This window comes from Providencia sp. PROV119 (assembly GCF_028482435.1).
Taxonomy (GTDB): Bacteria; Pseudomonadota; Gammaproteobacteria; order Enterobacterales; family Enterobacteriaceae; genus Providencia; species Providencia stuartii.
Genome location: NZ_JAMPQL010000013.1, coordinates 42,889 through 63,069, shown reverse-complemented (window position 1 = coordinate 63,069; position 20,181 = coordinate 42,889). Strand labels below are relative to the sequence as shown.

Annotated in this window: 17 protein-coding genes; 7 read left to right on the top strand and 10 right to left on the bottom strand. The window is 42.2% G+C overall.

Going from position 1 to position 20,181, the window contains the following annotated elements:
• Positions 1-2: 2 nt before the first annotated feature.
• Entirely contained in the window at positions 3-866 is an 864-nt protein-coding gene (gene pldA / locus PSF11_RS12245; protein WP_376738356.1) for a phospholipase A, read from the bottom strand.
• Between the two features lie 186 nt (positions 867-1,052).
• On the opposite strand from pldA, the gene PSF11_RS12240 reads away from it, so the two are divergent.
• The 6 genes from PSF11_RS12240 (at position 1,053) to prfH (ending at position 8,498) form a co-directional block, all read left to right on the top strand.
• Positions 1,053-1,523, top strand: coding sequence for a thioesterase family protein (locus PSF11_RS12240; protein WP_014657293.1), 471 nt, complete (start codon positions 1,053-1,055; stop codon positions 1,521-1,523).
• Positions 1,524-1,682: 159 nt separating this feature from the next.
• Positions 1,683-2,573 carry an EamA family transporter RarD gene (gene rarD, locus PSF11_RS12235; protein WP_004915578.1) on the top strand — a complete coding sequence of 297 codons (891 nt, stop codon included), beginning with the start codon at positions 1,683-1,685 and terminating at the stop codon, positions 2,571-2,573.
• A 713-nt stretch (positions 2,574-3,286) separates the two neighbouring features.
• Complete coding sequence (locus PSF11_RS12230; protein WP_004915576.1) at positions 3,287-4,639, top strand: APC family permease; 1,353 nt, start codon at positions 3,287-3,289, stop codon at positions 4,637-4,639.
• A 104-nt stretch (positions 4,640-4,743) separates the two neighbouring features.
• Positions 4,744-6,465 carry an amidohydrolase gene (locus PSF11_RS12225; protein WP_060561490.1) on the top strand — a complete coding sequence of 574 codons (1,722 nt, stop codon included), beginning with the start codon at positions 4,744-4,746 and terminating at the stop codon, positions 6,463-6,465.
• A gap of 288 nt (positions 6,466-6,753) precedes the next feature.
• Positions 6,754-7,890: an RNA ligase RtcB family protein gene (locus tag PSF11_RS12220; protein ID WP_072502700.1), complete on the top strand. Its 1,137-nt coding sequence runs from the start codon at positions 6,754-6,756 to the stop codon at positions 7,888-7,890.
• Positions 7,887-8,498, top strand: coding sequence for a peptide chain release factor H (prfH, locus tag PSF11_RS12215; RefSeq protein ID WP_225829670.1), 612 nt, complete (start codon positions 7,887-7,889; stop codon positions 8,496-8,498). Before PSF11_RS12220 ends, prfH begins: the two co-directional genes overlap by 4 nt.
• Before the next feature lie 53 nt (positions 8,499-8,551).
• Here prfH and PSF11_RS12210 read toward each other — a convergent pair whose 3' ends face one another.
• The 8 genes from PSF11_RS12210 to lptM all read right to left on the bottom strand — a co-directional run bounded on the left by PSF11_RS12210 (position 8,552) and on the right by lptM (position 16,518).
• A complete protein-coding gene (locus tag PSF11_RS12210) occupies positions 8,552-9,136 on the bottom strand; it encodes a 2OG-Fe(II) oxygenase (protein WP_004915561.1) in 585 nt (194 codons plus the stop codon).
• 265 nt (positions 9,137-9,401) lie between these two features.
• On the bottom strand, positions 9,402-10,700 hold the full coding sequence (locus PSF11_RS12205; protein ID WP_072502699.1) for a hypothetical protein: 1,299 nt from the start codon (positions 10,698-10,700) through the stop codon (positions 9,402-9,404).
• Positions 10,701-10,912: 212 nt separating this feature from the next.
• Entirely contained in the window at positions 10,913-13,084 is a 2,172-nt protein-coding gene (uvrD, locus tag PSF11_RS12200; protein WP_004915554.1) for a DNA helicase II, read from the bottom strand.
• A gap of 49 nt (positions 13,085-13,133) precedes the next feature.
• The gene (yigB, locus tag PSF11_RS12195; protein WP_004915551.1) at positions 13,134-13,850 is read right to left on the bottom strand and encodes a 5-amino-6-(5-phospho-D-ribitylamino)uracil phosphatase YigB; all 717 of its coding nucleotides are present in this window, start codon (positions 13,848-13,850) and stop codon (positions 13,134-13,136) included.
• Complete coding sequence (xerC, locus tag PSF11_RS12190) at positions 13,850-14,779, bottom strand: tyrosine recombinase XerC (RefSeq protein WP_072502698.1); 930 nt, start codon at positions 14,777-14,779, stop codon at positions 13,850-13,852. Before xerC ends, yigB begins: the two co-directional genes overlap by 1 nt.
• Positions 14,761-15,465, bottom strand: a complete 705-nt coding sequence (locus PSF11_RS12185; protein WP_004915546.1) for a DUF484 domain-containing protein — start codon at positions 15,463-15,465, stop codon at positions 14,761-14,763. The genes xerC and PSF11_RS12185 overlap by 19 nt, the downstream gene beginning before the upstream one ends.
• A gap of 27 nt (positions 15,466-15,492) precedes the next feature.
• On the bottom strand, positions 15,493-16,317 hold the full coding sequence (gene dapF, locus PSF11_RS12180) for a diaminopimelate epimerase (RefSeq protein ID WP_014657285.1): 825 nt from the start codon (positions 16,315-16,317) through the stop codon (positions 15,493-15,495).
• A 21-nt stretch (positions 16,318-16,338) separates the two neighbouring features.
• A complete protein-coding gene (lptM, locus tag PSF11_RS12175; RefSeq protein WP_040132552.1) occupies positions 16,339-16,518 on the bottom strand; it encodes an LPS translocon maturation chaperone LptM in 180 nt (59 codons plus the stop codon).
• A gap of 276 nt (positions 16,519-16,794) precedes the next feature.
• Between lptM and cyaY the strand changes: the two genes are divergently transcribed.
• The gene (cyaY, locus tag PSF11_RS12170; RefSeq protein ID WP_004915539.1) at positions 16,795-17,112 is read left to right on the top strand and encodes an iron donor protein CyaY; all 318 of its coding nucleotides are present in this window, start codon (positions 16,795-16,797) and stop codon (positions 17,110-17,112) included.
• A 7-nt stretch (positions 17,113-17,119) separates the two neighbouring features.
• Here cyaY and PSF11_RS12165 read toward each other — a convergent pair whose 3' ends face one another.
• Entirely contained in the window at positions 17,120-19,690 is a 2,571-nt protein-coding gene (locus PSF11_RS12165) for a class I adenylate cyclase (protein WP_072502697.1), read from the bottom strand.
• Positions 19,691-20,181: the final 491 nt, after the last annotated feature.

Genomic DNA, 20,181 nt, shown 5'->3' with positions numbered 1-20,181 from the left:
GACTAAAGCATATCATTTAGCATCACACCGATACCAAAACGTGTTTGTCGGTAATCATAATCAATCATCGATTCGCCATAGCCACTAAACAACTGGGTATATAATCGCACATGTTTGGTAATGGGATAGCTCCAACCCAATTCCGCGGCACCATAACCACTGTTCCAGTTGTAACGCCCTGTCGCGGTAATCACACTGTCACCTAGAGCATAACCCACTTTTAGTCGATAGTAGCCCATGTATTTGGTGATATCTTTATTATCATCGCTGCCTTCACTCTCATGAATGCGATACCACGGTTTTAAATCAACTTGCCAATTGCCATTTTGTGCCATGGCCCGCGCATAAATGCGGTTCCAACTGCGAGAGGTTGGCTCTGAGCGACCGTTCGACTCGTGGTTAAAGCCTGTTTCCAGCTCTCGTAATGTCCAACCTCCCCATTGATAATCTGTTGCCCAACCAATAAATAGCTGAGGTTCATAATTGGTTTCGCGAAATGGTGAAGACTCTTTTTTATTACTTAATTGCCACCAAGAACGCTGAGTATATGACGCCGCTAATACGGAGTTTTCCCCCGCAATTCCGCGCCATAAAGGGAAACCTAGACTAATCTGAAACTTTACTTCATCGCGCAATGCATCTTTACCCCAATCATAGCTTTTTATCGCCTCTTTATTCATAGATGAGGTATAGGTATAAATAATGTAATTGGATTCATAAGGGTAAAGTACAAAAGGACTCTCGTAATTTTGTAATAACCCAGAAATAATGCTGCCTCTAATTGGCGTTTTCTCTGTTGTATCTACGGAAGTTAATGTATCTGTATTTTCTGCGGCGAATAATGATACAGACCAAAAACAGAGCACAGTACCAACTAATTTGTGAAAAACGCGCATTCTGTTATTCCTATTCTGAAAAAATCCCAAAAAAGTTTATCTCATTTTACACACAAAATCTGACAACTGCTGAAAGATTATTCGTTCATTTCATAGAGACATATTTTATACATAGTGATAACTTATTATTCACATATTTTTTAAAGGATGAATAAGATGAATGACCGTACTTATACATTAGAAGAAGCAAGTAAGCTCATGAGTGATGCGTTTATCTATAAAATGCCTTTTAATCAGCTTTTGGGAATACAATTGGCTCAGATAAATGATGATTTTGTCCAACTAACAATTAAGAATCGTCCAGAATTGATTGGTAATTTTACACAAAACATTCTTCACGGTGGTGTCATTGCATCAATATTAGATGTCGCTGGTGGCATGGTATGTATTAACCGTATTCTCCAACGGATCACACCATTAGTGCATCAAGATATTGTCGATAAAATGTCAAAAATGGGCACCATTGATCTACGAGTTGATTATTTACGTCCTGGTCGAGGTGAAGTGTTTACTGCAAGCGCCAGTTTATTACGCGATGGCAATAAAATTGCAGTGACGCGTTGCGAACTACATAACGAACGTAATCAGCATATCGCAACAGCCACGGCCACTTATCTCATTGGATGAAACGAGAAAGTAAAAAATTAGTTACTTACTCAACTAATAACTTGTAAAAAAACTCGAGCAATGTCACATTAATAAGGTCATAAATCGAGCCGATATTTTCTAAGGCTCGATATCTCAATCGACTTACTTTTAGCCGTTTATTCAAATTCAGAGCCAATAATGAGCCAACAAAATACCATCAAAGGCGTGTTATGTGCCTTGGGCGCTTATTTAATTTGGGGCGTCGCACCTATTTATTTTAAAACCATCCAAGAGGTGCCGGCAGAAGAGATACTGACTCATCGTATTATCTGGTCATTTTTCTTTATGTTGGTTTTATTAACTGCAACAAAACACTGGAGCTATATGCGCCAAGTGTTAAAGCAGCCTAAAAAAATCCTTATATTAGGCGTCACCGCGGTGACTATCGCTTCCAACTGGCTAATTTATATTTGGGCCGTTAACCATGGATATATGTTGCAAGCTAGCCTAGGCTACTTTATTAACCCTCTGGTGAACGTTTTATTTGGAATGCTATTTCTGCAAGAGCGCTTTCGCCGCATGCAGTGGGTCGCGGTTATTTTAGCCTTAACGGGTGTTCTTATTCAGTTATGGCAATTTGGCTCCGTTCCGGTTATCGGACTTAGCCTCGCCGTGACTTTTGCAACCTACGGTTTATTACGGAAAAAACTTGGAGTTGATGCCCAAACGGGAATGACATTTGAAACCCTGTGGTTACTCCCAGTGGGCGTTATTTTCTTGCTGTTCTTTGCCGATAGCCCAACCAGCAACATGGCAATGAATGATTGGCACTTAAATGTGTTATTAATCCTTGCTGGTGTTATCACAACCGTGCCATTGTTGCTATTTACTGAAGCAGCTAACCACCTTCGCTTGTCGACACTGGGCTTTTTCCAATATTTAGGGCCAACTATTATGTTTTTACTCGCGGTATTTATCTACGGCGAAAAAATGACATCAGAGCTACTCGTGACATTTGGCTTTATTTGGGTCGCATTAATTTTATTTACCTTGGATGCACTTTACACACAACAAAGGTTAAGAAAGTAATTCCTGTAAATTGCCTATATAAAGGCAAAGTCCAAAACACTGACCTTTATTTATTTATGAATAAAAGGTCAGTGTTTCATTTTATGGAACTGAATGAGTTAATTTATTTTAAGCATAATAGACAATATGCTAATTCATCACGTTTATCTAAATGTTAACTCAACCTAAATATATTAAAAAAAGCCCATTTATTATTAAAATAAGCCATAACTCTCGACAATATAAAACACTCACCTTTCAGTAGAACCCACTTTTACGCACAAAAGAAAAACCCATAAAATCAAAGTGTTGAATGATAATCCAATAGGGTTGCGTTACGCTTAAAACAGGCTATTATTAAATTTATCTAAAATTAAATTCCGGTTTATCTCTAAATTAAAACCAACTCTTTGAAAAAAAGTCATTTTTTATTTTTTAATAATTAATCATTGCGTTAAAGGAACATCGACTCTATATTGTACGCCGCTTGTATTCACCCCAGCGGATGGTGATGGTCCGATTCATCACTGACGTTTCATTAAAGTGCGCACGATGACATGTAATTTATTTATGTCCTGGTGCGAGGTTTTCTGAAATTGAATACAGGTCCGCTCTAAAAAAATTTTTTAAATACAATAGTGTAGTCAGTTTATATGGCTGCATTTTAGGTTCACTCCGCCTGTGTATTCAGAAAGAGTTGATAGTTGTTAAGGGCTTTTGGGAAGGGCTTAAAAATGCAACAGAATACCGTTCAAATGAAACGTGTACTGACCACGCCTGCGCTCATTTTCTTTGGGCTGGCTTATATGGTGCCACTCGGGATTTTCACTACCTATGGACAAGTGACAGTATTAAGTGAAGGCCATTTGCCTATCGCTTATCTTGTGACATTGGCTGCCGTTCTCTTTACTGCCATGAGCTATTGCCGTATGACGAGTGCGCTACCTCTTTCGGGTTCCGCATACTCTTATGTGCAAAAAACATTTGGCGGAACATTGGGTTTCCTAGTCGGTTGGGCGCAATTACTCGATTATTTATTTTTGCCGATTATTAACTATATTGCGATTGGGATCTTCGTGCATGAAGCTTTCCCTAATATTCCAATGCCAGTCATTATCTGCACCACGATTGCCGTTGTCAGCATCATGAATATTTTAGGGATCAAACTCGTCTCTTCAATGAATATGCTGATTATTAGCATGCAAATTGTCTTTATCGCCGTATTCTTGTTCTTGAGCTTTAAGACTAATTTTGTGCTAGATACAGACGCACTACTCGCACCGATTACGCTAACGGCAGATCAAATGCCTGGATTATTCGCGGGTGCTGCCGTGCTATGTTTGGCCTTCTTAGGTTTCGATGCCATTTCAACCATGGCAGAAGAAACAAAAGATGCGCGTAGCACATTACCAAAAGCGATTATTTATACCGTTTTTATTGCGGGTGCGCTGTTTATCATCATCTCTTACAGCGCCCATTTGAGTTATCCATTATGGCAAGACTTTATTCCAAATACCGATATTGCTAGCCTCGCGGTCATGGAAAAAGTCGGCGGCGCAATGATGGCATCTAGCTTTATTACCGCTTATGTCATTGGTGTCTTTGCCTCAGCCATGACATCACAAGCCAGCATTGTGCGTATTTTCTATGCGATGGGGCGTGATGGCGTCTTGCCACGCTCAGTTTTTGCGTACCTGCATCCCAAACTGAATACCCCTGTGTATTCAATCATTTTTGTTGCCATCGCATCACTGCTTTCGCTGGTGCTTTCGCTCAGCATGGTAGCTTCAATGATTAGCTTCGGTGCACTGATTGCATTTACCTTTGTGAACTTGTCCGTGATTAAACACTTCTATATCGATCGCAAAGAAGCGCTTGATGGTAAAAAATTTATCACTTGCCTGATTATGCCGTCGATTGGTGTCATACTCACCCTATGGTTATGGACAAGCCTAGATAAAGAGGCCTTTACTGTGGGCCTGTGCTGGCTAGCGGCTGGTGCATTTTATCTCACATTGCTCACACATGGTTTCAGACGTCGTCCACCCGCAATTTCGGACGATGAGACCAATATGATCATCAATTAGTACCTATACTTTAGTACACGTATGATAATAATGGGGATGCATAATTTCCCCATTATTTTTGTTCTTGCCCATACCGATAGGGCCCTGATAAAGACTGGTTAGAAATGAATAATAAAGTTGCAGATGTCATTTATTTCAACGGTTATATCTACACCGCAGACAAGCAAAACAGTGTTGTAGATGCCATTGCCGTACAAGATGGCTACATTATCGCAAGTGGTACTTCAGAGGAATTACACCAATACGTTGGGCCGGAAACTGAGAGTATCGATTTAGAAGGCAAAATGATGATGCCCGGCATCATCGATGGCCATATGCACCCATTTTGGGGTGGGATCCAGCTATTTGGCTGCCACCTCAACTACGAGTCGCTAACGATTGAGCAGATACTACAACGTGTCCAAGATCATTTAGATAAAGACCCGCGTACCGGGGAAAATGATTGGCTAAAAGTCACAGCTTGGCTACGCCAAGGTATGCTACCGGCAGGTATTGATATGTACCGCGAGGACATGGACAAACTGAAAACCAATCGCCCTGTGGTGCTGTTTTCCAATGACTGCCATACACTGCTAGCAAATAGCCGTGCTTTAGCATTGTTTGGTATTACCAAAGACACCCCTGAGCCACCCGATGGTAAAATTGGTAAACATGCTAACGGCGAACTAAATGGGATTTTAGAAGATGCACCGGCGATGCGTGCAGCAGACAGCATCCCATCAATTCGCGATGACCAAGCCATTGAAGTTGCTGAACTGGTACAAAAAGTGTTAAACCAGCAAGGTGTAACCACCGTAATGGATGCCCGTGTTTCTGAGCAGCAATTAGAAGCCTTTGCTGAACTACAACGTCGCGAAGAGCTGACCGTTCGCTTTCAAGCTGCCCGCGAGATCACGCCAGATGAAACTCCGGATGTCGCCTCAGTTGCAGCCGCTGTCGATAAAGCTGTCGCTTTCGCTAAAAAATGGCACCAAGCTGATTGGACGCCAGCGCCGGGGATCGGCCTGCGAAATATCAAAATGTTTGTCGATGGTGTGATGCAGTTCCCAACAATGACGGCTTCACTGTTACAACCTTATCGCATCAATATCGGCACCGATGAAGCTCCAAACTGGGTTGAAACAGATAACTATGGCGATTTGTATTTTACTGCTGAAATTCTTGATGAATTGATGGAAAAGATTGCGGCGGCAGGTTATGACCCACATCTACATACAGTCGGTGAAGGTGCCGTTTCTATTGTGCTTGATGCCATCGAAAAAATGCGTGCAGCCCATCCAGAAAAAGATATTCGCCCAGGCCTTGCTCACAATGAATTGGTTCATCCAAAAGATTATGAGCGATTTGCACGCCTCAAAACGATCGCTTGTCTTTCATTCCAGTGGGCTGCGCCAACCCCTGAATTAGCCGCTTTTGAGCGTAACATGCTCGGTGAAGAGCGTTTTGAACAATTAGAGCCTATCGCGAAGTTTATCGATGCGGGTGCTGTGGTCGCCTTTGGTAGTGACTGGCCGATTGATGATTTTGACGAATGGTATGATTTAAAAGTCGCAGCCACTCGCCGTGGACGTGATATCAATGGTAAACCAGCTCCTCGCTTGGATAATGACCGTGATATGACGGTCATTGAAGTCCTTCGTTCAGCCACGATTGACTCTGCCTATGCTCAACACAGAGAAGATGTGATTGGATCACTTGAAGTGGGTAAATTTGCAGACATGATCGTGCTCGATCGTAACGTATTTCAGATCCCAGCTGATGATATTGAAAATGTGAAGGTATTACGTACGATTATTGGCGGTAAGACCGTCCATATCGCGCAGTAACTTGATATTTCAGCCCAATAATTAAACGGCTTACCGTCTTTCTGTAAGCCGTTCTACAAAGCGTAAACAATTCTTAATCAGCAACACTCTTGTGAAAACCGCTTGCAATCCCCCATCCCTGTCGTTATTATCCGCTCGTTTTTTACCATCTCACACACTGCAAGGAGGAACATCATGACGACAATTCATCACACTCTTTGCGGGCGTACTCAGAAATAGTCTCTCTATCTCTCCAGTTCTTGCCTGCTAAATCACCTTATTTTTTCCTTAAAAATGAGTTAATGACTTATGGGCAATATTATTCATTCTGTCAGCGAACACGTCAGTTATATCGCGACAGAAAATACTTGGATTGAAAGTAAAGCAATCCAACAGTTACAAACAACCGCAGCGCTCCCTAATATGGTTTCCGTGGTAGGCATGCCAGATCTACATCCTGGTCGTGGTTACCCAATTGGTGCGGCATTTTTCTCAACACAACGTTTCTATCCTGCATTGGTCGGTAATGATATTGGCTGTGGAATGAGTTTATTTCAGACCGATATCAAGACCACGAAGTTAAACTTGGATAAGTTTGAAAAACAGTTATCCACAATGCCGGATAGCGCCCCCTTAGAATGGCTCGATGAGCATGTTCCTCATGAAATGAAATCCCATCATTTTATGTCCTCACTCGGCTCGATTGGCGGCGGTAATCACTTTGCTGAATTTCAAATCATCGACAAAATATTTAACGATGAGTCGATTGCACAAAGCGGTTTAAATAAAAAGTGTGCATTACTGCTTGTGCACAGTGGATCCCGAGGATTAGGGCAATCCATATTACGTCAACATGTTGAAAATCATAGCCATAATGGCCTTGAAGAGCATTCAAATGACGCGAAAGCCTATTTAGAAGCTCACCAACATGCATTATCTTTTGCCGAACTAAACCGCCAATTAATTGGCTTACGCATGTTGCAGCAGGTCAAGGCAAAGGGGGAAATGGCCCTTGATGTTAATCATAACTTGGTTGAACCTTGCACGATTAACGGCATACAAGGTTGGCTCCATCGCAAGGGGGCAACCCCTTCTGACAAAGGCATGGTCATTATTCCTGGGTCACGTGGCGATTTCAGTTATTTAGTTCTGCCTCATGCAAGTGAGGTGAGCTTAAATTCACTCGCTCACGGTGCTGGCCGCAAATGGATGCGTACTGAGTGTAAGGGGCGGTTGTCTCACCGCTATACTCCATTGCAGCTATCGCGTACTGCATTAGGTAGCCGAGTCATCTGTGCTAATAAACAATTGATCTATGAGGAAGCTCCACAATCCTATAAGTCGATTGAAACCGTGATTGAAAGTATGGTGGGAGCAGGGTTAATTGAGGTTATCGCACGTTTACGCCCCTTACTCACCTACAAAACCAGTGGGGAGTGTGCATAATGTTATTACAATTTTCTTCTGCACAAGGCCCCGAGGAGTGCTGTATCGCTGTTGAAAAAGCACTGGCTTGCTTTTTTATTGAGGCTAAAAAACGTGAAGTCATGGTCAATACGCTCGAAACGGTTGCATCAAAACATGGCTTAAAATCTGCTTTGGTCGCTTTAGAAGGGCATGGTGCTGAGGAGCTAGCTCAGTTATGGTCTGGGACAATACAGTGGCAGTGTCAAAGCCCCTTAAGGCCAAAACATAAACGGAAAAATTGGTTTATTAATGTGATCCGCTTTTCGCCGATTCAAACCATTGAAGAGAGTGATATCGAGTTTGAATTTATAAAAGCTCAAGGTCCTGGCGGGCAGCATGTTAATAAAACCTGCTCCGCGGTAAGAGCAAAACATCTTGCAACAGGGATTAGTGTCAAAGTGCAATCTGAACGTAGTCAGCATGCCAATAAAAAATTAGCTAAGCAGCTTATTTATTGGCGCTTAAATGAATACCAAGATCAGCAAGCATCGGCATTAAATAAACAACGACATAATGCGCATTATCAAATAGAAAGAGGAAATGCGAACATTATCTTTTCTGGACAAGCATTCAAACGAATTAATTAATTCATTTACAGCCCACCTCCGTAAGGAGGTGGCATTCATTGGATAGATAAAGCTTAAAGTATTTTTTCCGTCAAAAACCATCCGGCAATACTTTCACGCTTTTGTTGGGTAGGTAACACTTCATGAGGGAACTCTTCAGACATAAATACAATCATCCGACCGGCTAAAGGGTCAAGCTGAAATAGCTTATTATCCTGCTGATCATACACGACCAATTCACCCCCATCCCCAGATTTCCATGCTTCGTTCATATAAAGCACAGTCGTCACCTTACGCCGCCCTTGCCCTTGGAAATTATCCACATGCTTTTTATAAAATGCCCCATTAGGATAACGGCAAAAATGGGTTTCAAAATCACGCAATCCCATATAGCACGAGCGATTTAGCGCTTGGCGGATTTCATCCATCTTCGCCATATAACTGGCGATAGGCTCGCCCATTTCAGACTCTAGCCAAATTGTCTGATCACCGCGAATGGCTTTATTGCCATGCAGTGACTCACCGTTACCTATGCGCGCATCATGCAGATTATCAGGAATACAGCCCTTAATAGCCTCTATTTCTGACAGGTTCAAAAAATCATCCCACACATACCAACCCTGTGTAGAAAGAGAATCAATTAGATTATTCAATGACATGATAAATATTAGAAAGGTTATTCGGTATGATTTTATACTTCACTGTGTGGAAAATTTAAAATTAAAAACTTAAATCTTAAAGATTAAACTCTCGAATCAAAGTAACCTACCACAAGATAACGATTTTCAATTAGTGAACCATTTGAAAAACAACGATATTACAAACAAACCCCAAGAGTGCTCACCACTAGGATGAGCACGCCCTAATGAAACCAATGACAATTAATCTATTTTACGCCCTAGTCGAACGCTAAGGCCTCAACCATCAACACGTTCCATGCCCACAAAATGCGGTTTTCCCCATACAAAATTTTAGTGCGGCTGATGCACCCTCTCTATTGTCCTTCGTTGCATACGTAAAACAACTCACAGCTTCTGGGGCTTTTTCAAAACTTGAGATTTGCTCACTCAATAGTTGAGAGGACGATGAAATAAGTTTTGACTCCACCATTTTCTGGTCATCGCGATAGGCGGTAAGCAGTGCAATACGGGAAGATAAATATTGTTCGCTAATATTTGCTAACTGATCTTGCTGAGCTTTTAATAACGAGTACACCGAATTCACTTCTCGATGAAACTTCTTAATATAAGCCTTAGTTGCATTATCCATAAAATCATGGATGGCAACGTTAGTCTCTTTGAGTTCATTTAATTTATTCGAAATATAATTATTATTTTTTAACTCATTTAAACTATCAATATAGTTTTGTAGCTCGGCAGAACCCATTGTTAAATACGCATTGTCATCACGGCTTATATTAAGCGCATTTATAACGTTACTGTAGTGATTATTGAGTATTTCGATATTATTTTTCTGTGTCTGAATCGCAATTTTCGTTGCATTACCTACAGAGAGAAGTAACTCTTTATTTAAACCCGTCTGTTTTGATGCGCCTCTCGCAGACCATGCTGTTAATTTACGCGATAGCGCTTCTATTTTGTTAATTTTTGAATTCACCCCCTTAAAAACATGTTTAATATCTAAAAGCGCCTTATCACACAATTTGGTTTGCCTTCTATAAGCATCAAGGTAATCCAATGTCGTCACCTTTAGTGCAACCTGTACGCTCTCTAAGAACGGGCTATTTACTGGCGTCTTCTCTAATGGTGATGGACTGTTGCTGCTTAACGAGGAAACGCGTTTATCCAATTCAGTGAATCTATCCATTGTTTTCCCGATTGCATGACGTGCCGTAAAGCGCAATTCACTCATTACCGACTCAGGAAACTCGAGATCAAATTTGATCACGCCATGACTAAAGGCCCCAGGGAAAGGCTGTTTACCCCGTTCAAAAGCACGTAGTGATGAGCGGTGATTGGATAACTGTTTTAATATTATTTTATTGGCTTTTTCAATATGATAAATAGCGCTATTAATCCATTGTATTAGTTGTTGGTTTCTTTTATATTGCGCTACATATGGGCTCGTAGTTAGGTGATTTATTTCTGTTTTTAATACTCTTAACACAGATTGATTATCACCGATAAATTGATCATAATCCTTTTTTATTGCATTAAACTTATTTTTATAATTAGTTATATCATCTCTATTTACAAAATCCATTTTATTTTCCCTTAGTTTTAAATAAACGTGCTAACTGATAGCAATGCGGAGCGTTAAAAATATATAACTGAGAGGAGAACAAAACAAATTTTAATTTTATATACGTTAATTAAAATCACATAAAGCTATTAATTAATTCGTTTATAATAAAAGTGAAAACTATAAAAATGCCAATTCTAATAGCGAAATTAGCATTGGCATTTATCAATAAACTATAAATTTTCTAACCGTGCATACGATGCAACCAGCCATTTGATCCCTTGCCCTTGAAAAGCAATTTGCAGTCGACAATGCTCACCACTGCCTTCCAAGTTAATAATTGTGCCTTCACCAAATTTCGGATGGCGAACACGTTGCCCCAACGCATACCCTGAATCATTTCGAGTAACGGGTGTGCCAAGGCGTTGGTGATTAACAGGGCGTGATACGGTTGCACGTAAACGCACTTCTTCAACACATTCCGTCGGTAATTCCGCAATAAAACGTGACGGACGGTGATAGACCTCTTTCCCATATAAACGGCGGCTTTCTGCATAAGTTATCGTCAACTTTTGCATAGCTCGAGTGATCCCCACATAAGCCAAACGCCGCTCTTCTTCCAAACGCCCACTTTCATCCATCGACATTTGGCTTGGGAACATTCCTTCTTCCATGCCCACGATAAATACATTCGGGAATTCCAAACCTTTAGCCGAGTGAAGCGTCATCAGTTGGACTGCATCTTGATGAATATCCGCTTGCCCATCTCCCGATTCGAGCGCTGCGTGAGATAAGAAAGCCTGCAATGGCATCAGATCCTGATCTTCATCTTGATAGCTAAAGTCGCGCGTTGCGTTGACTAACTCTTCCAAGTTTTCGATACGCGCTTGTGCTTTTTCCCCTTTTTCTTGCTCATACATTGCACGTAAGCCAGAGTCATTGATCACTCTATCCGTTTGTACATGCAGTGGCATCTCTTGCGTTTCTTTCGCAAGTGCATCCACTAATTCTAAGAAACGTTCAATCGCTGCCGCCGCTCGCCCACCGAGGACTTGCTCACGCAATAAATATTCACAACTTTCCCAGAGTGTCAGTTGTTGATCACGCGCGGTTTGCCGTACCGTATCCAGCGTCCGCTCACCAATGCCCCGCGTCGGTGTATTCACGACTCGTTCAAACGACGCATCATCATTGCGGTTAGCAATAAGCCTTAAATAAGAGAGGGCATCTTTGATTTCTTGGCGTTCGAAGAAACGCTGACCACCATATATACGATATGGCATCGCGCTTTGAATAAGGGCTTCTTCCAGTACACGCGACTGAGCATTACTACGGTATAGCATGGCACAATCTTGCAAAGCTCCCCCATTTTCTTGCCACTGTTTAATACGACTGACAATATAACGTGCTTCATCTAATTCATTGAAAGCACAATAGAGAGAGATTGGCTCGCCATCACCGCCTTCCGTCCATAAATTTTTCCCTAATCGATCACTATTATGTGCGATCAATGCGTTAGCGGCTTTCAGAATATTATTCGTCGAACGATAATTTTGCTCAAGACGGATAGTTTCGGCACCGGGAAAATCATTCAAAAAACGCTGAATATTCTCCACTTGTGCACCACGCCAGCCATAAATGGACTGATCATCATCGCCGACGATCATCACTTTACCCGTGTCACCCGCTAACACTCGGATCCACGCATATTGGATACTGTTAGTATCTTGGAATTCGTCGACTAAAATATTGGTGAAGCGTTCGCGATAATGTTGTAGCACATGAGGTTTGTTCAGCCACAGTTCATGGGCGCGTAACAGGAGCTCAGCAAAATCCACTAGCCCCGCACGATCACAAGCTTCTTGATAGGCTTGATATACTTTCAGCCAAGTGCTTTCAACCGGATTACCATAGCACTCAATATGTTGAGGCCGTAGCCCCTCATCTTTTTTGCCGTTGATATACCACATGCCCTGACGGGGTGGCCACTGCTTTTCATCAAGGTTCATCGCTTTTAGCAAACGGCGAATTAACCGATACTGGTCATCACTATCTAAAATTTGAAAATCTTGTGGTAGGCCAGCATCCAGATAATGTTGGCGTAGAAGGCGATGTGCTAAACCATGGAACGTTCCTATCCACATGCCACCTTCACTTGAGCCAATCAATTGATTAATACGGTGGCGCATTTCTGCCGCCGCTTTGTTGGTAAAGGTCACCGCCATAATCGAAAATGGCGATGCATGCTCAACCGCCATTAACCAAGCAATCCGATGTACTAACACACGCGTTTTACCACTACCCGCTCCCGCAAGTACTAATAAGTTAGTGCGTGGTGCAGCAACCGCTTCACGCTGTTTGTCGTTAAGGCCTTCGAGCAGATAAGAAACGTCCATAATTACCATCAAAGCAGAACAGTGGCGATGACCACTGTATTTTTATACAGAAAAATGATTATACCAGTGACAATAGAGAAGCCAACTGAGAAATTTCAACATGCGGCAATAAGCGGACATCTTTTTCTTCCATCAGCGTCTTATTGTCGACATTGATCCAACAAGCTTGCATACCACTGCGGATCGCACCTTCGACATCAGTCAGCAAATTATCGCCAACATGCAAAATGGCATGAGGCTCCAGTGCTAACTTTTGAGCGGCTAACCGATACATATCACAATAGGGTTTCGAGCGCCCATCCGGGCCAGCTTTTAATACAAACTGAAAATATTGCCCTAATCCACACGCATCAGGCTCTGCATTACCGTTAGTAATTGCTACCAATGGCAATTTTTTGGCTAACTGAGTGAGTGTTTGGTGAGTGGATTCAGGAACATCGATTTGATTACGCCAATAAGTAAAATGAGCCATGAGGTCATCCGCCCCTTTTTGCGCGTCTTCACGGCTGTACCCATAGTGGCAAAACATCATTTTCGATGATAACCAACGCCAACGCGTGATGTCATGGCAAATATCAGGCTCTTGCTTCGCCACAATATTGCGAAAAGTGTATAAGTCATCATGGGTAAAATGATTAAACTGCGCATCATATTCACGGACAAAACGTAACACTTCTTCTTCCGTTTTATCAATGACCGGATGGTTGTCATACAATGTATCATCTAAGTCAAACGTAATGGCCTGAATAGGTGATAACGGACGGTAAAAATGCATTAAGGTTTCTCCCTTTTTGCTCTGGGATGAGCCACATCATAAACATTAGCCAGATGCTGGAAATCTAGGTGTGTGTAGATTTGTGTCGTCGATAAATTTGCATGACCGAGCAACTCTTGCACACCGCGTAAATTACCACTTGATTCAAGGATATGTGTTGCAAATGAGTGACGCAATTTATGAGGGTTAATGTGGCTATTAACCCCTTGTTTGATCCCCCATTGCTCAAAGCGTTTTTGAACATTACGGTTAGATATGCGTTTACCACTCTTTGTGGAGATAAAAACGGCACCATCTTCCGGCTCATACAGCTCTCGCATTTCTAACCAACGCTTTAACCAGCTCACTGCGGTTTTGCCTAATGGGATCTTACGCTCTTTACTTCCTTTCCCCATCACTCTGACCTCACCCATCGCGAGGTCTAAATGACGAACATCTAACCCAACCAATTCAGATAAACGTAACCCCGCACCATACATCACTTCTAACATCGTCCTATCACGGACCACCAGCGGGTCGCCGCTTTCCATGCTCAGCAACTTTGAAACTTCATCCACATCCATATTTTTGGGTAAACGTTTTTTGGCCTTTGGTGCATGGACGGCAGTCACTGGATTTGCAGAAAGCTTATCTTGTTGCACCATCCAATCACAGAAACTCCGCAATGCCGATAAACGTAATGCCATACTGGCAGCTTGTAAGCCTTTACGACGACTTTTTGCTGCCACGTTACGCGCTTTCGTGGCATCTAATTGCCGCCATTCGCTGACGTTCATTTCATTCAGCATCTCTACCACCACCGTGAGTTGACGGCGATAATTGGTGATAGTGACAGGGCTGAGCCTACGCTCAATTTGTAAATAACGTAAAAATGCTTCGACTTGGATCATCAGCCCTTGTGGCTGGGGGCTTATAGGCGCTCTATCCATCGGCAAAGTAACCTCGGTAGAATTTGAGCCACTTTCTCTAACATAACCGTTCCCATACCCTGTTGATAGTGATCTCGGTCGCGACTCGTAAATATCACCATGCCAGACTCCCCATGATGACCAAATAGTGAGATAGCCACTGACGCCACATTCATGGCATCAGGCAGTAAAAGTTGTATTTCAGGGCCGTTTAAATGGCCTAAATAGTGGGTCTTATCACCAAAACGCTGAATACGAATCGACTCAAATGCACGTCGAGACACGACAAGTGCTTGGGCATCAAGCGGAGCAGATAGCCGCCAGCAATCACTAAATAGACGCACAGACGCCCCGGATAGACCTAATTTTTTCGCCCAGCGATTCAAGCTGTTTAACATGTCACTCAGGCTCTGCGCCATTGACATCTCAATCACTAAATACAGCAATTCATCAAATAGTTGACCGTTTTCATGAGCCTGTTCAACCATGAAACAGATATCTTGTTCGAGTTGTTTGATTTTCAAACGTTGACGGTTCATGACGGCTTCAGGGAGCGAAATGGCTCCCTGAATAGCATGTGGGATTGTAAGCTGTTCAATAAGCGAGGCATTACGGATAAAGAAATCTGGCTGTTCCTGTAAGTAACGCACCACTTGGCTATCATCAATTTGATAAGGGCTGTCTAGTGCTACTTCCGGTTTATCCATTATAACCTCTTGATAATTGAATAAAGCTTAGAGCTGGATCACACCATCATAAACATGACTGGCAGGGCCTGTCATATATAACGGAGTGCCTGGACCATTCCAACTTATGTCGAGTGAGCCACCCGGTAAATCAACTTTTACCTGATTAGCCAGTAACCCTTGCTGAATGCCAATCGCGACCGCCGCACATGCACCACTGCCACAGGCTTGTGTTTCGCCGGCACCACGTTCAAACACCCGCAAACGGATATGGTGAGCACTGACGATTTCCATAAAACCAACATTGGTTCGCTCAGGGAAACGTTCATGGCTCTCCAATACAGGGCCTAAAATTTCCACTTCCGCCGTTTTGACGCTTTCAACTTGGATCACACAATGGGGATTGCCCATTGAAACAACACCACATAACACTGTACGTTCTAAAGCGCGAATAATATAGGTCTTTTCCGCTTTGATGGCGCGAAACGGTACTTTCTGAGGCTCAAACTCCGGCTCTCCCATGTTCACGCAAACATCGTCATTTTCATTGATTGTCAATACCATACGTCCAGATTGGGTACTGACCTTAATCTTTTGTTTATTTGTTAGCCCTTTCAAACGCACAAAACGAGCAAAACAGCGGGCGCCATTCCCACATTGTGCGACTTCACTGCCATCTGCATTAAAAATGCGGTAATGGAAGTCTAAATCAGGATCATAAGGCGCCTCAACTAACAGTAATTGGTCAAAACCAACCCCAGTATGTCTATCAGCAAGACGGCTAATCAACTCAGGAGAAAAGTAAACATTCTGAGTGACACCATCAACAACCATGAAGTCATTACCTAAGCCATGCATTTTAGAAAATTGCATATTCCGCTCCATCGCAGCAGCTTATTGTTGGTTTGAGGTCGACACTCGCGAATCTGCCGCTGTGCTATTTTGTGTTTTATCAGATGATTGTGATGATGTCGCCTTATCTTCTGGTGGGAAATAAAGAGGGCCTTTTAAGCCACAACCAGAAAGAGTGAACAAAATAATAAGCGCAGAGAGTCCAACTAAACTTTTTTTCATTATATTTCGCCTGTAAAACTAACTTGTGACGTCTGAATAAGGTAACAGATTAACAGGGCTGCCTTTGCAAATCACTATTGTTCATCAATTGAGTCGTGATTTTGTTCCCCATCCACAATAGCATAATGCTTAAAAGGGGAGCCACCAACAAATGTTTTAACTGCCATCATGGAAAATCAGAGGGTACCGGTACATTTCTACCGTCAATTGACCCCCATTGATGTTCACACCTATAATTTCCACTAGCGAATGATTTAAACAAATAGGGAACTAACCGTGAATGATAGTGAATTTCACCAACTTGCCGACCAAATGATGGCTTCAATCGAAGAGCATTTGGATAATTATGACGGCGATGCGGATATCGATTGTGAAACGAATGGTGGCGTAATGACGCTCAGTTTTGAAGATGGCAGCAAAATCATCATCAACCGACAAGAACCTTTCCACCAAATTTGGCTCGCCACGAAACAGGGGGGCTATCACTACGATTATAAAGATAACGACTGGGTATGCGACCGTTCAGGCCAACGTTTTACAGATATGCTTGCACAGGCGATTGCTACACAAAGTGGTGAACCTTTCGCATTTTAAAGGCTCATTAATAGTAGTGTGCGCGATGATGAGGTGATGACTCAAAATGCTCTGAGTGTGTCATCTCATCTTTTTCGATATCGAAGGGCCAAGAGCCTCCCGAAAAGGGGATAACTTGGCTTTTGCCTTGATGGTTTACGATTTGATAAAACTGTGGCAGGTTAAAATTAATAAAGCTTGCACCGTATGTGAAGCGATCATGAGATGAGGAGTAGAAGCGGCTCACATCACGCACCAACTCTTCTTTAGAGCCTTCACAATGTGAGTAGATCTCAACACGGTTGGCTTCATCCAACACATAAATATTAAACCCTGTGTTATCCGCTGTATTCTCAAAGAAAAACTGTACGATCCCTTCACTTGCATAACCATCGACAACCGCTGGTAAATGGTTGTTCTCTTTCGCATTGAGTTTTACTGGCCAACCATGGAGTTTGTTATGCGAAATAGCACCATAAAACTCCACCGCATTTTCGAGCTTATGAACAGAGACGTTTAAGCGTTCAAAGAACAAGCCCCATGTCTGTCCGGCAATGCGCAGGGCTTTGAAACGCCCCGGATCATTACGGTTACTTGATAAACGCAAATCAATACACTCTGACACTAATTGCTGCACACGCGTTCTGACTAGCCCACGCAAATGCTCACTGTAGCAGAACACCTCTACAGCGTCTGGTGGCGCGGCATCTTGGTGCATCTTACCTAAAATGGTTTTAAGTGCTTCTAACATGCACTGCTCGCCACTAAAGTGAAGCGTTCTCACCTCATTCCATGAGTTGCGATACAGCAAATCAATACTGCCGATAAGACAACGCTGCTCTTGACCAAAGCTAAAGACATCTAATTTTCTAAAATCAAAATGCACAACTTGATTCGAATAAACTTGGGTGGGGTCTTGCTCTAAATTGACAATGATAGCCAAATGGCGAATTTCACAGGGGCTATATAATGCTTTGGGCGTCGGTGCTGGTAGGCGTATCGGGAAGTGCCCTGATACGTCATGCATCAATTCCAATAATTTCTTCTCATCACACTGAGATTGCCCATGATGCATATACACCTGAGTATTTTCGGTCAATAACCCATTAAAATAAGCCCATGCGACGAGTTTATTTAAATAACGGTTATATTCGAGCGGCTGATGACCAATAATGGTTTCAATATACGGAGCTTGGTTATATAAGTACCAACCACTACGATTCGCACGACCCGGCGGAACATAAATAAATGTGAGGTGTTGCTCACTAAGATCCGGTGATATTTGTGGGTTCACTAACGTCACTTTACCCGGTAGCGCTTCAAACGCTGCGTATAACTTACGCGTCAATACGCCAATATCTTGTGGGCTAGCACTGACGCTTAAATTATTACGACGCGCAAAACGGATTAAATTACGATAGCTTTGCATCATCGTATCGAGCAATTCATTGTGTGCTTCACGAACTCGTTCAATTTTCCATTGACTACGCGAATCTAACATCGCTAAGCGTTCAGCACCCCATCCCCATGATTCAACTAACTGAGATAGCACATCGCGTCGCCAGCCAGAGCATTCATTTTCTGTATCTTTAGATAATTTTTCACAGACTTTGAGGTAGAAACAGCGGCGGATTAAATCAAGACGGGGGGTATCATTTATTTCAATTAAATAACGGGTGACACGTTCTAACATCAAACAATACGAGTCTAGACCGTAACAAACTATCTCACCCGCATGAAGATGACGTTTAAATTCTAATGCCAATAACTTACCTTTTGGGTAATCCCACGAATAAGACTCGAGAAGTAAACTTTTTAAGACGGCTTTATAAGGGGAATCGACACTCTTATATAATTGCCATAAGCTAGCCCCGAAATATTCGGCCGCTGACAACTCCCCTAACCCACCGAGATCGAGCCATTCATTTGGCGTCAATACACCTTGTGCATAAAGCGCCATAACATATTCATCGTAATGATGCTCTTCTTCAACTGGCACCATAGTCCATAACAATCTTTTACCTGCCATACGTACTGCGGTGCGGTAAAATTCATCCAGCAATAAAATATGTTGTGTTGAACCACAATCTTCCCCACCGATATGCCCGCTAGCATGATGGCGAAAACGGTTTTCATCAATTAAGAAGACTGTCACATCAATGCCTAAAGAAGCTGCCCACTGCTCGATTAAGGTACATTTTTTTTGTAGCAGGCGTTTCTCTTCGTTATCTAACCATGAGGGATGGCAGACCCAGATATCAATATCGGAGCATTGGCTTTGGCCAACTGAGGAGGTGCTACCCATCGAGTAGATTCCCGTTATCGGTAATTCACCATTCGCTTTTTCTGCGTTGGGAAGATACTTGCCAAATTGGGATAACCAAAGTTTTTGGTCATTGTCGGGGGTGAAGAAGCAAACGCCATAAGGGACATTCCCTTCGATATAACCCGGTATCATAGGGTGATGATAATGAAACAAGACAGGCAGCAGGCTGTAAACCTTACAAAAGGTTTCATCCATTGACGCTGTCGCGCGATCTAACCGAAGTTGGTTTATCGCATCAAGTCTCTGCTTTAAAGTTTCAATATAGAGATACAAGGGATACGCCTGGCTGAATGAACTTAACAACAAATCTGGGTAAAACCCAGCACCCAACAGATAGAAATATATTTAAAATTTTTTTCAAATGAATTGTCGGAAACGTGATCAATTTAACACCTTGCAGCAAAAGGGTAAAGTAGATCACATAATTTTATCTGTGTATTTTTGATACAAATTAATTTTCAACATATTGTATAAAAAGGCTTTTTATTTTTTATAACCCCCGAATATCCCTTGTTTATCAATGGAATAATAACAAATTGTTCGTTCGTTCAAAAAACATACATCCAGCGCCTATTTCAAATCTAATTCGCATTGCGCCTATGCTTGAACGCTTCACCACTAGATTGACGTAAATTGAAACTTTTTTACTCCCTGCACAGCACAAATAGCTAAAAAAATAGGGATGGCACTCTCTGTTTACGATGGCTCCCTCTTATTTATCTCAATCATAAAGAGAAGATTTTTATGAATAATGCGCTCTATAA

What these genes read in the sequence shown, in the direction of transcription:
- PSF11_RS12185 (WP_004915546.1), bottom strand. Translation starts at nt 15,465, where the DNA reads ATGGATAAACCGGAAGTAGCACTAGACAGCCCTTATCAAATTGATGAT.
- PSF11_RS12220 (WP_072502700.1), top strand. Translation starts at nt 6,754, where the DNA reads ATGGGCAATATTATTCATTCTGTCAGCGAACACGTCAGTTATATCGCG.
- PSF11_RS12205 (WP_072502699.1), bottom strand. Translation starts at nt 10,700, where the DNA reads ATGGATTTTGTAAATAGAGATGATATAACTAATTATAAAAATAAGTTT.
- rarD (WP_004915578.1), top strand. Translation starts at nt 1,683, where the DNA reads ATGAGCCAACAAAATACCATCAAAGGCGTGTTATGTGCCTTGGGCGCT.
- PSF11_RS12210 (WP_004915561.1), bottom strand. Translation starts at nt 9,136, where the DNA reads ATGTCATTGAATAATCTAATTGATTCTCTTTCTACACAGGGTTGGTAT.
- xerC (WP_072502698.1), bottom strand. Translation starts at nt 14,779, where the DNA reads ATGGATAGAGCGCCTATAAGCCCCCAGCCACAAGGGCTGATGATCCAA.
- dapF (WP_014657285.1), bottom strand. Translation starts at nt 16,317, where the DNA reads ATGCAATTTTCTAAAATGCATGGCTTAGGTAATGACTTCATGGTTGTT.
- lptM (WP_040132552.1), bottom strand. Translation starts at nt 16,518, where the DNA reads ATGAAAAAAAGTTTAGTTGGACTCTCTGCGCTTATTATTTTGTTCACT.
- uvrD (WP_004915554.1), bottom strand. Translation starts at nt 13,084, where the DNA reads ATGGTAATTATGGACGTTTCTTATCTGCTCGAAGGCCTTAACGACAAA.
- PSF11_RS12225 (WP_060561490.1), top strand. Translation starts at nt 4,744, where the DNA reads ATGAATAATAAAGTTGCAGATGTCATTTATTTCAACGGTTATATCTAC.
- PSF11_RS12240 (WP_014657293.1), top strand. Translation starts at nt 1,053, where the DNA reads ATGAATGACCGTACTTATACATTAGAAGAAGCAAGTAAGCTCATGAGT.
- PSF11_RS12230 (WP_004915576.1), top strand. Translation starts at nt 3,287, where the DNA reads ATGCAACAGAATACCGTTCAAATGAAACGTGTACTGACCACGCCTGCG.
- yigB (WP_004915551.1), bottom strand. Translation starts at nt 13,850, where the DNA reads ATGCATTTTTACCGTCCGTTATCACCTATTCAGGCCATTACGTTTGAC.